Raw genomic sequence first — 14280 nt, 5'->3', positions numbered from 1 at the left:
TTCCTTCAGTGTGGCGGGACATCTCTCTGAATCTTAGACGCTATTGACGGTGCGGGTTCCGATCCTGCGAGCCATGGCCGATTGACTGCGTATGGAGGGTGATGCGGGGTGCCGCACTCCCCTGTCACTTCAGCGTCGCTGGCATCTAGTACCGATAGCAATCACTGGCTCTGCCGGGTCGATCCGGAGATGACACTAGCGACAGATGATCTGTGGCGAGGCTGGATGCGCTGGCGGCGGACGTTTCATCAGTGATGCTTGATGCCCAACTGTTTTGGGTGGTTTGCTACCTCATGAGTCAAAGCACCGGAAGTCGGGCCATAGGGCCATCATCTGCTAGCCATTACGTCAGGCCTTTGCCTATGATGCGCCGCATATTCAGGGGGTTGCGCCCCCTTGCAATCGCACCGTCTATACAAGGACAGAGGGATACTGTGAGTCGAGTCATCAATAGCGTTATTCGTCAGGCTGCGGAAAACTTTGCTGCTAGCCTGAGCGCGTTTTATCCATCCTATGGTCGTAACGGCTTGAACGAAAGCAACCTCACCTATCAAGTCGCCAAGGCCTTCGAGACACGTAGCAACGCCCATGCGTTCATGGAGGTACCGTTCCTCAACCCGATCACCAGGCGTTACGAATATCGAATCGACTGTATGTTGTTCGATAACCAGCAAGTACTTTTCGTTGAGGGCAAGCGCCTGTTTACTCCTGAGAAAGCTGAGCAAATGCGTATCGACTTCCAGCGCTTGAAGGTCGAAAACCTGGTCCCCGTATTGGAAAAATTCAACCCATCCCATACCAGAACACGCAGTGTCTACCGCGTGATACTGGCCGAAACCTGGCAGGAGAAAACCGCCCACTGGTGGAAGATGAAGGACAGTAGCCGCGAGTGGGACAACAGTTGGTTGCCGGAGCAGCGAGGCATGGTCGAGGTTAAAACCTTCGACAATGGAAATACGTTGTATTGGCTATATGCCTATGAACAATTGGAGCTTCCCGCATGAAGATTGGACGGGAGCGTCCTTGCATAAAAGGTAATGGGTATTAGGACGAAAGAGGACAGATTTATTATTCAACAATGAATCCGTCCCTTCTCTCCGGGATAATCCTTAACTAAGCGACAAGCTCAACATAACTCGACTCCCCACCGCCCGTCGCGCCCGACAACCAACCCCATACGAAACTCAGAGTGGTGCGTCCCGCGTGATCAACGCCTACCGTGCCACGCGACCAGCCGGCAAGCATTTCCCCTTCCGTAGTCAGGCACTGAAAAAGAAGCTCAATGGTATCGGGGCCCGTGACGCGTCCGACTTGATGACCCAAGCGAATCCGGCCGCCTTGGTAAGTGCCTGAAATGGCCTCTTCCTCGACATGGTAATGAAATACGGTGCCCGCACCGGATAGCCCTTGGGCGTTGTCCGCTACCGTAAACCGGCGATTGTTCAAGCGCTCGCTGACTTGAGAAAAAGGGATTTCCATAAATATTGCGTCCATTAGTCGAGATGTTCCATTCCAGCCTTCGATGATCCTAAGCCATTTCGACAGGCAACAACCGCAAAAAAGCAGACACTCTTCGTCACGGGTCGCCCATTTCTCATCCATGGGTGAACAGGCATCACTCGGATGACTTTTCATGACGCCATCGAATTCCGAAGGCGCGGTCGTTACCATGGACGTCAATTCGGAAGGAGGCATGCAATGGATCTGAAGTTCAGTCACGTCGATGTACTGGTCGAGAATCTCGAAGAAGCCTGTGATTACTACGCACGGATACTGAAAGCCAGGATCTCCAAGACGCTCGTCTGGGAACGAGGTGGCCTGCATGTACGCTATGCGATTGCGCTGATCGGTCAGGAGCGTTTCATGTTGGTACAACCGTTGGCGGGGAATCTGAGGGAGCTGTTGGACGCCTCGGGCGAGGGGATGATTTATCGCCATTGCTACTCGACACCGGACATCGAGAAGGCCTATGACGAATTGATGGCTGCCGGTGTTCAACCGGAAGACGAAAACGGCAAGCCTTTGGCCCGTGCGCACCTGCAATCTCCGTCCGGGACACGCATCATCTGGTTGCCCAAGCGCTTCGGGCACTTCTCTATCGAGATCCTGGAAACCAAGGCGCTGGAGGCATTTGTCGAAGCGGCATTTGCCTGAGCACGTTCAAACTCATTGTTGTACTCACCCCGGCCAACTCACCAGCGATGCGACTTAAAGCTATCTGCGATATTCCCCACGATCAGAGAAATCCCCCATAAACGGGCTGTATTACCCGCATCCTGTGCCAACTTTTATTGGCCAGGAAAGCAGATTGCGCCGCCAGCGGGGAGTTATGCGCTGTTTAATTTTCTGGCATAGAGAATGCTGTGCGTTCACTAGTGCATCAATTGAACGTTTGAAGTTGTCAGCACGGGCAAAACAGCCTGCAAAAACATCTGCGCCGCAGATCCGCCGCGCATTGCCAGCCCTTTTGAGGAGTTACCCTCATGCGAAGTCAGCCGCTGATCCTCACGTTGATACTCATGCTTTTCATCTTCTGGATAGGGGTAGCCTGGAGTCTGTTCATCTTTTTCAGCAGTTAAGCATTGTTTCTGTTGCAGACAAGATGAAGTCCAGATCGAAGGCCGGAATATCTCAGGTAACAGAAGCGCGAGAGAAACCAAAAGGCTGCTCATGACTCAGGCAGTCGACGTGTTCAAGGCTGAGTTCCCCTCTTTCCACTCCCAAGTTAAATGTTGATCGAGCGTTTCCCACGCTCCGACCTACTGGCGTGCCCGGTTGGTTCACGCATTGTCAGCCGAACTGACAGCCTCTTTTTGAATAAAAAGAAAGGGAGGGCATTGCTGCCCTCCCCTGCGTTTTCCACGCTTTTTGCGACAGTACTGATCAGGACCTCAAGTGGCGAGAATGAAGTCTGTAGCAGTGACGGTTGTTGCATCGGCCACACCGACCAGGCGGATGGAGTCGGCTCCAGCGAAGCTGACCAGGGTATCCGCACCGACATCGGCGATGGTGACGTTGCCGGCAAAGGTCGCAGCCGTGATGTTGAACGCGGAGATATCGAGCCGGTCCTGGCCTCCTCCCGCGATGGCATCGAAACCGATGATCTGATCGACCCCGAAGCCCGCTGAGAACATGAAGATATCGTTGCCATTGCTGGCAACCATCATGTCGTTGCCGGCACCGCCCGTGACCGTATCGTTGCCGTTACCGCCATCGATAAAGTCATCGCCGATGCCACCCAGCAGGGTGTCGTTAGCGTCACCACCGAGCAGCGTATCGTTGCCGTCGCCGCCCTGGAGCAGATCGCTGCCGGTACCACCATCCAGGCTGTCGTCACCCAGCCCACCGAGCAGCGTGTCGTTGCCTGCCCCGCCATTCAATGTATCCGCCCCGTCACCTCCGTCGAGGCTGTCATCGCCATTACCGCCGTTCAGGGTATCTGTACCAAGGCCACCGAACAGTTGGTCGTTGCCGGCGTCGCCATTCAGTGTGTCGTTGCCGCTGTTGCCGTTGAGGATGTCGTTGCCGCCACCACCATTGAGGGTGTCATTCCCCACCCCGGCGGTGATGACGTTGTTCAGCCCATTGCCGTTGCCAGCGAAGTTGCCGACGCCGGTGTAGGTCAGGTTCTCGACATTACCGCCCAACGTGTAACTGGCCAACGAAGTCTGCACGGTGTCCGTACCGCCACCCCCCACCTCGACCACCACGTCTGTGGCTGCATCGACGATGTAGGTATCGTTGCCCGCGCCCCCCACCATCCGGTCAGCACCCGCACCGCCATCGAGGAGGTCGTTACCCACCCCGCCGGTGATGGTGTTGGCCAGCGCGTTGCCGGTACCGGTGAAGTTGCTGGCGCCGGTATAGGTCAGGTTCTCGACGTTGGCACCGAGCTGGTAGTTCGTGAAGCCGGTCTGCACCAGATCGGTACCCCCCCCCAGCGCCTCGTTGACGAGGTCGCCGACGTTGTCGACCACGAACGTGTCGTTGCCGGCACCGCCGTTCATGACATCGGCGCCGAGCCCACCATTGAGGGTGTCGTTGCCGTCCTCGCCATTGAGGACGTCGTCGTCGTCTCCGCCGTTGAGGATGTCGTTGCCTGTGCCGCCAAACAACTGGTCGGCACCGGCCAGGCCATTCAGCGTATCGCTCCCGCCCAGGCCAAGCAGCACATCGTTACCGGCGCCACCGGTGAGGGTGTTCGCCTGTGCATTGCCCTGCAGCACCACGCCACTCAGTACCGCAACCGCCGCGGTTGCTGCGGAAGTCAACGACTCCAGCGCACCGAAGCCGTCGGTGTAGCGCACGATCACCCGTATTTGCAGGTTGCCCTGCGCCACACCCGGGGTGAAGGTCGAGGCCGTCGCGCCATTAATGTCGGTGAAGGATGTGCCAACACCTTGCTGCCATTGGTAGCTGAAGGTACCCAGCCCGTCCGCATCGGCAATCCCCGCCGTCAGCGCCGTCAGCACCTGCCCTTGATCCGGTGTGGTATCGCTGATCAGCAACGCGCCTGTCGGTGCATCGTTGACGTTGTCCACCGGCCCCAGGATGTTGGACGAGACGCTTTCGGCCACACCGAAGTTATCCACGTAACCGATCATCACGCGCACTTCCTGGCCGACCTGAGCCTGGCCAAGCGCGAACGTGCTTGCGGTAGCGCCGTCGATGTTGACGAAGCCAAGCCCGTCGTTCGCCTGCCACTGGTAGGTGAACTGCGGATTGCTCAGACCATCGGCGTCGACGATGGTCGACGTGTCGGCGGTCAACAGCTGGTTCTGCACGGCAAGCCCGGTAACGGTCGCCCCTTCGGTCGGTTCACTGTTGCCGGACGAGTCGACGATCTCCAGCGTGCCCTGGCCATCCTGGTACACCGCACGGACACGGATGTTCAGACCTGCCTCATCCGGCCCCACCAGGAAGGTGCTGCCAGTCGCCCGCATTGCCTCGCCAGCGGCGATAAAGGTAATGTCTTCATAGACCCCCGTTCCGGGAATGGTTTCGACCTGCCAGTAGTAAGCCACCCCACCGGTCACTGCACCGGTCGGATTGGTCGCGCTCTGGCTATCCACGTCGCGTACCGCCGAACCGCTGACGCGCAGCAACTGGCCGGCGACAGGCGTATCTTCACGCACGCCGGTAGCCGCATCGAGGATGGCCAGATGACCCGATGGGTCGTTGTTTTGCGCAGTGCCCACTCCGGACGATACCGCCCCGTCAGCGAACTGCAGACGCTCGATGCCCGTCAAGCGATCGACGCCATCACGCCCTGCCACCGAGTCGGTCACAATGACCGTGTCGCCATCGATCTCGATGCCGTATTCCCCAAGGTTTCCGGAGTACAGCGCCGTGTCGAAGCTGTCATTGCCGGTCAGAATCTCCCGCACAATGACCAACTGGCCCGGGTTGTAAGTACCGTTCAACATGAACGGCACCAGCGGCTCCATGCTGTCGAACGTGGCGATTTCCGCGCCAGTGCCATCAGCGTTCGCCCGGACGCTGATGCGTACGTTCAGCCACTTGTCGCCGTCGATGATGTCGTCACCGCCGCGACCTTCGATCAGGTCGCTGCCGCTACCGCCGAGGATGATGTTGCCGCCATCGAAGAACGTCGCACCGTCAGGCAGCAGATCCGCCAGGCCGTTGATCAGATCGATGTTGGTCAGCACACTGCCGGTTGCACCCGCAGTGGGCAGCGACGTGGCGTCTTCGTTATCACCGCGCAGGAAGTCACCGTGGGACGAACCCGACAGGCCTTCCATGATGTCGAAGCGCACCAGCGCCGAAGCCCCCGAACCCGGTACTGGCGGAACATCGAAAAAGCGGTCGGTGAAGTCGATGCTCACGCCCTGGGCGAGCCCCTTGAAGGTTGCCCAGTCATAGCCGGAGCCGCCGATATAGCGATCACCGAAGCCGAGACTGCCGACCATGATGTCGTCGCCGCCTTCGCCGTTGAACTTATCGTTCTCGCTACCGCCGATGAACACATCGTGGCCAATGATAGGGTCGTTGCCGAGCGGGTCGAAGTTGTCGCCAGGTGCACCGTCCGAAGTGCCCTTCTCGATCCAGTCGTCCCCTTCGTTACCCATATCCTGTTCGTTGGCTTTGCTGCCCAGGATGAAGTCATTGCCATGACCACCAATGGCTTCGGAGGCGTCCTCACCGGTCACGATGAAGTCATTGCCGAACCCGCCGATGATCAGGTTGACGCCGTTACCTCCGTGCAGCACGTCGTTGCCGTCGCCACCCTGGATGTTATCGTCGCCGCCCTTGTCGGTGATGATGTCGTCGCCGGAACCGCCGCGCAGTTGGTCGTTGCCGTCACCGCCTTCGATGCGATCATTGCCGCCGTCGCCCCAGATCGTGTCATCCCCCTCACTCGCGATGAGAATATCGGCGCTGTTGGTGCCGCCCATCACGATGTGCTCTGCACCGGTGTATTTGATGTAGTTGGCGTCCGGCCCTGCGGTCAGCGGGTTGTCGCGGAACACCACCTGCTCGCCGTTTTCGCCAAGCGGATCGGCATTGCCCAGGCCTTCGTTGAATTGCTTGCTCTGGTCCCTTTCCAGATAGAACGCAACGTCCGAGAACACCAGGCCCGGCAAGTGCGTGGCCGAGGTGTTGGCCATGATCAGCTTGGCGAACGAGTTGCTTTCAAGCTCGGCATTCATCGACAGGCCAGCGGTACGTTCCAGATAGTAGAAGCGGTCACCGTCCTGCAGTTTTTCCAGCTGGTTCTCGAACACGAAGTTGAAGGTCGAGCCGAGCATGCCGCCGAACGGTGTTTTCGCTTCGGCCAGGCCGCCTATCCACAGGTCGATGGCATCGACCCCCGTGATCGTCACACCCTTGAGATCGTCGGCAGTTCCCAGCACTCCATCCTTGCCGGCCCGCGTTACGTTGGTCCATTCACCGGTGCCGTTGAGGAAGTCCAGGCGGTCAGTCGGTGCATCCGCACCACCGAATACCAGCGCCATGGCAGCAGCGCGTTTGCCTTCCAGCGTGGTCGCCGCCGTGATCGTCTCATGGGTGCCATAGGCTGCAATGAAGTTGATCAACGACTCCGGATGTTTGAGGTGCTGCACCAGGTCCACCCAGCTGGTGTACGGCTTGAGTTGGGTGTCACCGGTTTGGCTGTAGATGTCGCGGCGAATCGCGTTGAGTGAAGGAATCCCCACGTCGCGGCCACGGGCGATGTTGATCGCCGGCAGGTCGAGCGGCAGACCGAGCAGGTTGTTGCGCAGCGCCTCGGTGACGAACTCGTCGATTTCGTTACCGGCTTGCCGAGTGATCCCACGCACGATCGCACTGGTTGCATCCTCAGGCGTCACGCCACTGGCGGCGTACGCCAATGGGTTGAGGAACGCTGCGATCAGGCCCAATTGCTGATCGGGATCAGCACTGTTCGGATCGCCGATCACGTTGAAATCGACGTCGAAACGATCGACAGTCTCGGTCAGCATCGAGTGGCCAAACCGGTACACGGTGTGGGCGAACTCGGCGACGATCGAGGCATCGAGGTCCACGTCATAGACCTGGGTCGGTGCGAAAAACAGATCGACGTTAGGCTGGATGGTCCGGGCAAACTCCTCGAACACCAGATGCTGATACTGCATCTCGGTGCCGAACTTGGCCGCCTGGAACAGGCGTTCGCCGTTCCATACCAACGCATCGATCTCCGCCTGATTGACCGGCAACGCGCTCACTGGATTGAGCAGCCACTCGTTCAGGAAAGCCACGTCACCCGAGTCGAGCACGGTGTCTTTGGTTTGCGCGACCAGCCGATTGTGCTCGGAGTGGAAGATCGCATGCACCGCCGTCAGGCCGATGTTCTCGTTGACCCGACCGTCGCCAGCGATGTAGTGCGCATCCAGCAACTCGTTGTCGTAGGCCAGGTTGGCCCCGGTTTGCGGATTGACCGGCACGTCGTTGCCGATATCGGAATCCCCGTCAGGCGCGAGCACGCCACCGATGAACACCGGCGCGGCATTGTGGGCAATGTCGGCGAGGAACTGGTGACCGGTGCGCACAGCATTGGTCAGGTCAATGGGGGCAAGCGGATTACCTTCGACAAGCACGTCATCCGCCGTGCCGCCCAGACCGTCAACGCCCTTCATCACGACCATTGGGAAGCCGTTCGGCCCCTTGATGAAATTGCCATAGGCGTCGGTCGCCAACAGCGGGCCGCTATTGACGTCGGCATCGGTAAGACGAATACCCAGGATGTCGTTGGCTTGCGCCTTGACCACCTTCCAGGTCGCCATACCGCCGATTTCGGTGTCGTCTGCGCCACCAAACTTGCCGTCCGCCCCCAAGTCACGGTTAGTGATCAGCCTGCCGGTCGCGATAGGGCCGTTGTCGGTCAGCTCATAACCGCGCAGGAACACCTGGTGCGAGGGGTGCGAGCTGTAGGTCTGGTTTTGGTCCACGAACGGCGAGGTGGTGTTGGTGTGCTCACGGATGTCGTCGGCCGTGCCGAGAACGCCGTCCGCCCCTGGCAGGTTGGTCGCGCGGGACAGCACCATGAAGTTGGTGTTGCCGCCTGGCACATACAGCGGATCATCCGGTTGCAGCGGGATGAAGATGGTGCCCGAACCGCCTTTGGTCAGCAGGTCCAGCCCATGATCGAAGAACTGCCCGAAGAAGGTCATCCAGGCGTTGAACGGCGCGGACAACCCTGCGTCCGGCGCGGTGTTCTCGAACAGGTACACATCATGGTCGTCGGCAGTACCGAACTGACCATCCATGCCGGGGCTGGCGACGATCCGTGTGCCATCCTTGAGTACGTCGTCATTACCTGTCGCGCCGAAGTTGAGCACACCGTCCGCCCCCGGATCGTAAGCCGTGGCATAGGCCGCCGGGTTGTTCGACGTCTGGTCGACGATCAGATTGCTGATGGTGCGCGGCTGCGAGTCAAACACATTGCCGCTGGTCTGCTGATACGACGATCCCGGAATGGCCGGCGAGCCAGGGCCAAAGAACCCGGCAGGTGCACCTTCCGCCGGATTGAAGACCGGATCGGTCAAACGCGGGAAGGTGTTATCCGCAGCACCAAACTCGGTGTTGTTGATGCCATTGAGGTTCATCAGGTTGTTGTTCGAGCCATCGACCGCACGCAGGCCCAGCGGCGCGCGGATGTTCGGGATCAGCGAGAGGATGTCCTGACCGCCCGCTTCCGCCTCGGCAATCTTGATCTGATCAAGGATGAAGTTGAGGTCGGAGCGGACCATGTTAAGGCCCGGGCCACCCTCGGTGGCATTGACTACCGGTGTCGGTGCTGTCGGCACGACCGGCGCGCCGGGTTCCACCACGGCAGTCGGCTGCGAGAACAGCACTTCAGTCGTGCCATGACCATCCTGATAGATCGCCTTGACCCTCAGTGACAGCCCGGCAAGATCAGGCGAGACCTTGAAGGTGGTGCCGTCGGCGCTCTGGAACGCCAGGTCACCGGCAGGCAACAGAATGATGTCCTCGAACACGCCGGTGCCGGGGTCGGCTTCAAACTGCCAAAAGTAGGACACTGAGGCGTTGTTGATAAAACCCTGCAGATTACCCACCGCGATATTGTTCGCATCACGCACCCCGGCCACGTTCACCGTCAGCGTGTCGCCCACTGTGATTGCGCCGCCGTTTCCATCCGTGACGGTTGGTCTGCCGACCGGTTGTGCATTCAGCCCCGGCACCAGCACTTGCTGGGTATCGGAGAACTGCAGGCGTTCGATATGCAACAGTGTATCGGTACCGTCTCGACCCACTTCGGTATCGGTCACCGTCCAGACATCGTCCGCCACATCGGCCGTGCCGCGGGTGTCACGCGTCACCACATACTCGGACTGAAGCCCGGAGAAAATCGCGGTATCGAAAGCCGCTCCGCCCGTCGAGGTGCCGGGCAGGATTTCCCGCACGGCCTTGAGCTGACCCGGGCTATAGGTGCGGTCGAGCATGAACGGGATCATATCGACCATGCTGTCGAAGCTGGCGATCTCGGGGCCTGTATGGTTGACGTCGCCGGCGTCATACACCGCAATCCTGACGTTGAGCCATTTGTCGCCATCGATCAGGTCATCACCCCCGCGCCCCTCGATCAGGTCACTGCCATTGCCACCCAGGATGATGTTGCCCGTGGCAAAGCCGGTTGTGGGCAACCCGGCATCGGCCAGGAACTGCTCCAGTCCGCGGATCAATGCCACATTGGTCAGCGCACTGCCCGTGGTGCCGCCGTGGTTGATGATTGTGTCCGCATCAACATTATCGCCCTTGAGCACATCGCCGAATTGCGAACCGGACAAACCTTCGACCTCGGCAAAACGGTCGAGGATTGAGGCCGGTGACGCGCCGACCGGATTGAACGGCCCGTTGTTCTGGTTTGGCGCGTTACCGTGTGGCTGCGCCAGCGCGGCCATGGTCAGGTCAACGGTCACGCCGACTCTGTCATCTTTGTGGGTTACCCAGTCGAAACCGGACATGCCGTCCATGTTGTCCTGCGCATCGCTGCCGACAAAGATGTCATCGCCACCCTCGCCGATCATTTCGTCAAAGCCACCACCACCGACAAAGATGTCGTTGCCGATCGTATCGTCATTGAGCAACGGCGAGGCGTTATCGCCAGGCGCACCGTCCTGCGTGCCCTTCTCGATCCAGTCATCGCCTTCGTTGCCGGTAGCTGGCAGGTTGGTCTTGGCACCGAGGATGAAGTCGTCACCCTGACCGCCGAAGGTGGTGCTGATGTCTTCGGTGGTGATGATGAAGTCCTGACCATCGCCCCCAAGGATCAGGTTGCCCCCGACCAACATCCTGCCGGCCACGATCACGTCGTTACCGGCATTGCCTTCCAGGCGGTTGTCGCCGAAAGAGTCGGTGATGATGTCATCGCCTGCGCCGCCCAGCACCGCATCGTTCCCGGCGCCGCCTTCGAGGAGATCGTTGCCGCCGTCGCCGTAAACGGTGTCATCGCCCTCACCGGAGATGATGATGTCATCGGCGGCGGTGCCGCCGAGGACGACATGATCTTCACCGGTGTAATGCAGAAAATTACTGTCCGTGCCCACGGTGTCGGGGTTGTCGCGGATCACCAGCGGCACGACTTCCACGCCGTTGATCATGATGCCGCCCGTCGGGTCGTCACGACCGCCGACGCCAAGGCCAGTGAACTGATTGGCCTGGGTCACTTCGAGAGTGAACGTCGGCGTCAGGAACACGGTGTTCGACAGGTGGGTGACATCGGTGTTGAGCATGATCAGCTTGGCGAAGGAGTTGTTTTCCAGCTCGGTGCCGAAGTTCAGGCCCGCGACGCGCGACAGATAGTAGAAGCGGTCGCCGTTCTGCAACGCCTCCATCTGCGTTTCAAACACGAAGTTGAACGTCGACCCGAGCATACCGCCGAACGGCATCTTCTCTTCGGCGAGGCCGCCGACCCAGAAGTCGATGTCGTCGACGCCGCTGATGGTTACACCCGTCAGGTCGTCTGCGGTGCCCAGCACCCCATCCCTGCCGGCCGTCGTGACGTTGGCCCAGTCACCGCTGCTATTGAGGAAATCCAGGCGGTCAGCCGGCGCTTCGGCACCACCGAATACCAGCGCAAGAGCAGCATCGCGTTTGCCTGCCAGCGTGGTCGCCGACGTAATCGTGTCATGCGTGCCATAAGCAGCGATGAAGTTGACCAACGACTCGGGGTGTTTGAGGCTGTCCGCCAGGTCTGCCCAACTGATGTAGGGCTTGAGTTGGCTGTCACCGGTTGTCTGGTAGAACTCACGCCGCGCTTCGTTCAACGTGGGGATGCCAGTGTCGCGGCCACGCGCCAGGTTCAGGGCCGGCAAATCGAGCGGCAGACCGAGCAGGTTGTTGCGCAACGCTTCGGTGACAAACTCGTCGATCTCGTTGCCGAGCTGGCGGGTCACCCCGCGAATGATCGCCCCTGCCGCTTCGTCCGCGGTAGCCCCGCTGCCGGCGAACGCCAGCGGATTGAGGAAGGCCGCGATCAGACCGAGCTGCGTGTCAGGGTTGTTCGGGTCAGTGAGCAGCGGATTGAACTCGGGGTCGAAGCGATCGACCGTCTCGGTCAACATCGAGTGACCGAAGCGATACACCACGTGGGCGAACTCGGCGAGGATGGCCGGGTTGATCGAAGTGTCATAGCCGTTGGGGGCAAGGAACTCGTCGACCTGCGGTTGAACGGTCCGCGCGAACTCCTCGAACACCAGGTGCTGGTACTGCATCTCGGTGCCGAACTTGGCGGCCTGGAACAGCCGTTCGCCGTCCCACACCAATGCTGCGATTTCGGCGGGAGTAGTCGGTATCGCCGCGACATCGTCGGCCAGCCACTCATTGAGGAACGCCAGATCGCCGGAGGCCAGGATGGTTTCCTTGGATTGCTGGACCAGGCGGTTGTGCTCGGAATGGAACACATGGTGCACAGCGGTCAGGCCGATGTTTTCGTTCGCCCGGCCATCGCCGGCAATGTAGTGAGCGTCGAGCAGTTCGTTGTCGTAGGTCAGGTTGTTGCCGCCCGGGCCCGCTGGCTGAGCATTGCCGATATCGGCGTCAGCATCCGCCTGCAGAACCCCGCCGACGACGACCGGCGCGGCATTGTGGGCGATGTCGTCGAGGAAGCCATGACCGGTGCTCACAGCGTTGGCCAGACTGATCGGAGCATCCCGGTTGCCTTCGACCAGTTGCGTGACGTCATCAGCTGTACCGGCGATACCGTCAGCGCCGTTACTGATGCGTATCACCACCTGCGGCATACCACTCGGGCCCCGGATGAAGTTGCCATACGCGTCGGTCGCCAGCAGCGGCACGTTGTGCACATCGGCGTCGGTCAGGTCGATGCCGAGAATGTCGCGGGCCTGGGCCTTGACCACTGCCCAGGTCGCCATGCCGCCATTTTCCGCGCCACCATCATCGGCAGTGCCGAACTTGCCGTCGGCGCCCAGATCGCGGTTGGTAATCAAGCGCCCGGTGGCAACAGGGTCACCTGCTGCGTTGATGACGTATTCGCGCAGGAACACCTGATGCGAGGGGTGCGAGCTGTAAGTCTGGCTCTGGTCCACGAACGGAGAGGTGGTGTTGGGCTGACCATCATCCGTAGTGCCGAGAATTCCGTCCGCACCGGCTGTACGTACTGCCCGTGGCAGCACCATGAAGTTGGTCGGGCTGCCCGGCACGAACAACGGATCGTCCGGCTGCAACGGAATAAACACGAAGTCGGTAATGCTCTTGCTGACCAGGTCGAGGCCATGATCGAAGAACTGGCCAAAGAACGTCATCCACGAGTTGAAGCCGGCGGTCAGACCGGCGTCCGCCGACTGGTTGGGAATGAAGAACACTTGCGTGTCGTCGTCCGTGCCGAAGACACCGTCGGGGCCTGGGCTGATGACCGGGTCTGCACCGCCGTTCGCCGCAACCGCGGCCGGGTTGTTGGCGGTCTGATCAACGATCAGGTTACTGATAATCCTCGGCTGCGGGTCCACCACCGTCCCTGTCCCGGTGTATGACGCCAGGAACGAGGTATCCAGCAGGCGCGGGAACGCATTGTCCGCAGCGCCAAATTCACTTTGCCCGGCGACCAGGTTGTTGTAGCTGCCATCGACGGTACGCAAGCCGAATGGCACCTGACTGTTGGGTAGCAAATCACTGAGGCTGGCGCCGTCGGCATGTGCTTCTGCGATGAAAATCTGCTTGAGGATGAACTCCAGGTCGGACTTGTTGAAATTGGCCATTTTGCTTGCCCTCGATCTCTTTGGGGAAGGACACGGGCGATAGGAGTCCGCCCACGCCCAGTCAGGTGCTGGCTTGCGCAGTGTGTTGGTTCTTTTTTTTTGGCGAGCGCTGACACGGGAAGGCAAAGCCGTTAAACGGCCCCCCGGGATGCGCGCCTGGAATTCGCTAAAGAATGGCTCGCTGTGCGATCAGGCAGAGCGACCCAGAGACCTGGGCGGGCCATGGAAACATGCAGTCAAGGCGAACTTCCTGAACAACCCCTTCCCTCTGCAAAAGAACGAAACGATCGACATGTGTGCTCCCTCGAACTCTGCGCCTCGCGTTGCCAAAGAGTTGACAGGCTTCAGGCGGACGGTGCCGTCAATGAGTAAGACTAAAGTCGCACAGCAAATAATTGTCAATTTTACGACGCTCAAACCTGACGACCGGCACTTAACCTTACAACTAGCTGTTTTTAATAGACTTATAGAAAGTTCGATGCACCATTAGAGCGAAATGTTATTTCAGGTTGTTACATCGCCACCTACGCTGCTGGCTATGGGAGCAACGCAGAAATGGCAG

General features: G+C 59.7%; 5 protein-coding genes. 2 read left to right on the top strand and 3 right to left on the bottom strand.

The window, feature by feature from the left end:
* Positions 1–434: 434 nt before the first annotated feature.
* Positions 435–1004 carry a hypothetical protein gene (locus tag FBY04_RS22375; RefSeq protein ID WP_145316948.1) on the top strand — a complete coding sequence of 190 codons (570 nt, stop codon included), beginning with the start codon at positions 435–437 and terminating at the stop codon, positions 1002–1004.
* Between the two features lie 109 nt (positions 1005–1113).
* Here FBY04_RS22375 and FBY04_RS22370 read toward each other — a convergent pair whose 3' ends face one another.
* Positions 1114–1479, bottom strand: a complete 366-nt coding sequence (locus FBY04_RS22370; protein WP_145317056.1) for a hypothetical protein — start codon at positions 1477–1479, stop codon at positions 1114–1116.
* Between the two features lie 219 nt (positions 1480–1698).
* On the opposite strand from FBY04_RS22370, the gene FBY04_RS22365 reads away from it, so the two are divergent.
* Entirely contained in the window at positions 1699–2154 is a 456-nt protein-coding gene (locus FBY04_RS22365; protein ID WP_084321172.1) for a VOC family protein, read from the top strand.
* A 218-nt stretch (positions 2155–2372) separates the two neighbouring features.
* On the opposite strand, the gene FBY04_RS32420 is transcribed toward FBY04_RS22365, so the two are convergent.
* Positions 2373–2672, bottom strand: a complete 300-nt coding sequence (locus FBY04_RS32420) for a hypothetical protein (protein WP_178118314.1) — start codon at positions 2670–2672, stop codon at positions 2373–2375.
* A gap of 219 nt (positions 2673–2891) precedes the next feature.
* The gene (locus tag FBY04_RS22360; RefSeq protein WP_145316946.1) at positions 2892–13718 is read right to left on the bottom strand and encodes a peroxidase family protein; all 10827 of its coding nucleotides are present in this window, start codon (positions 13716–13718) and stop codon (positions 2892–2894) included.
* Positions 13719–14280 lie beyond the last annotated feature (562 nt).

This window comes from Pseudomonas sp. SJZ080 (assembly GCF_007828295.1).
Taxonomy (GTDB): domain Bacteria; phylum Pseudomonadota; class Gammaproteobacteria; order Pseudomonadales; family Pseudomonadaceae; genus Aquipseudomonas; species Aquipseudomonas migulae_A.
The sequence above is the reverse complement of the archived record's forward strand: the minus strand, read 5'-3'. Positions and strand labels throughout refer to the sequence as shown.

Bases quoted from the DNA above. Each gene is read 5' to 3' on its own strand.
- FBY04_RS22360 (WP_145316946.1), bottom strand. From the start codon at position 13,718: ATGGCCAATTTCAACAAGTCCGACCTGGAGTTCATCCTCAAGCAGATT.
- FBY04_RS22365 (WP_084321172.1), top strand. From the start codon at position 1,699: ATGGATCTGAAGTTCAGTCACGTCGATGTACTGGTCGAGAATCTCGAA.
- FBY04_RS32420 (WP_178118314.1), bottom strand. From the start codon at position 2,672: ATGAGCAGCCTTTTGGTTTCTCTCGCGCTTCTGTTACCTGAGATATTC.
- FBY04_RS22370 (WP_145317056.1), bottom strand. From the start codon at position 1,479: ATGGAAATCCCTTTTTCTCAAGTCAGCGAGCGCTTGAACAATCGCCGG.